Source organism: Haloparvum sedimenti (assembly GCF_001462205.1).
In the GTDB taxonomy this organism is placed as follows: Archaea; Halobacteriota; Halobacteria; order Halobacteriales; family Haloferacaceae; genus Haloparvum; species Haloparvum sedimenti.
Genome location: NZ_LKIR01000037.1, coordinates 1 through 1279, shown reverse-complemented (window position 1 = coordinate 1279; position 1279 = coordinate 1). Strand labels below are relative to the sequence as shown.

The window sequence follows — 1279 nt, the reverse complement described above, 5'->3', positions numbered from 1 at the left end:
CTGCCCGAGGTACTCGAGATTAACTTGGTGGACGATTCCAGTTCCCGGCGGGACGACGCGGAAGTCGTCGAACGCCTGCTGGGCCCACTTGAGAGAACGGTACCGCTCGCCGTTGCGCTGGTACTCCAATTCGACGTTCTTCTCGTAGGCCTCCTCGGAGCCGAAGTAGTCGACCTGCACGCTGTGGTCGATCACGAGGTCGCACGGGACGTCCGGCTCGACGATGGTTGGATCCGCCCCCTTACGATCGACCGCTGAGCGGAGTGCTGCGAGGTCGACCACCGCTGGGACGCCGGTGAGGTCCTGCAGGACGACTCGTGAGGGCGTGAAGGGAAGTTCGACGTCTGGGACATCGGGTTCCCACGACGCGGCATTGCGAACGTCCTCGGCGGTTATCGTCTCCCCATCGGCGTTGCGGAGAACGGACTCGAGGAGCACGCGGATACTGACGGGGAGTTGGTCGAGTTCACAGAGACCCTCCTCTTCGAGGACTGTGAGGTCGGCCATCTTGTAGGAGGTGCCGTCGAACTCGAATTCGCGGATTGCGTCGAACGGGGACGATTCGTCCATACCTCGTGCTACGGTGACCTGGCTATTGAATTGTCTCCCCTATGCACGGGGTGACGTTGTGGACGGTCACAATATACGATCAAGTGCATCCCTGATCGACGCGACCTCCACGACACGAACCCCATGAACCGTCACGTCAGACGGATTGCCCTCAGGAACGATCAGTTCCGCCGCTCCGAATGCTCGCGCTGCACGGGCCTTTGCTTCGATTTCACCGACGGGAAGCAACACTCCTTCGTCGTTCACAATGCCCGTGATTTGCTTCGTTCGTGGAGGGGACTGTCTCCGGAGGCTAGCGACTAGTGCGACCGTGAGGCCAGCTTCCCAGCTTTTGCCGCCGAGAGCGAGTACGTCTGAATCAGGAGGATCGAACGTGACTCGTATCGCCGTTCCCGCGAGCGAACGGCCCGTGAGACGCGTCGCCGTCTCCGTCGCCTCCCGGAGTGCAAGCTGTAAATCGTGACGGACCTCAACGTCGCCCACATCGACAAACAACTCACCATCTCCCTTCGAAAACACAAACTCGACGGGGAGTATGAGCCCCTCGCCAGACGAATCGACTGCTGGAAGATAATACTGTACCCTGGCGGGAAGCGTCGCCCCACCGGCAAGCGTCGCCAGCGATTGAAACCCCTCGTCGGAGCGTGTGAGACCGAGAACTGCTCCAGCACCTCCGACACTACCGGTGGCGAGTCCGACAAGGAATCCC

The 1279-nt window shown here is 60.9% G+C and carries 2 protein-coding genes; both read right to left on the bottom strand.

Translation table 11 applies throughout. The features are described 5' to 3' along the window. A partial coding sequence (locus tag AN233_RS01920; RefSeq protein WP_245625960.1) for an aconitase family protein occupies positions 1–570 on the bottom strand: 570 nt, incomplete at its 3' end. Between the two features lie 66 nt (positions 571–636). Further along, a partial coding sequence (locus tag AN233_RS16675; RefSeq protein ID WP_218055037.1) for a S16 family serine protease occupies positions 637–1279 on the bottom strand: 643 nt, incomplete at its 5' end.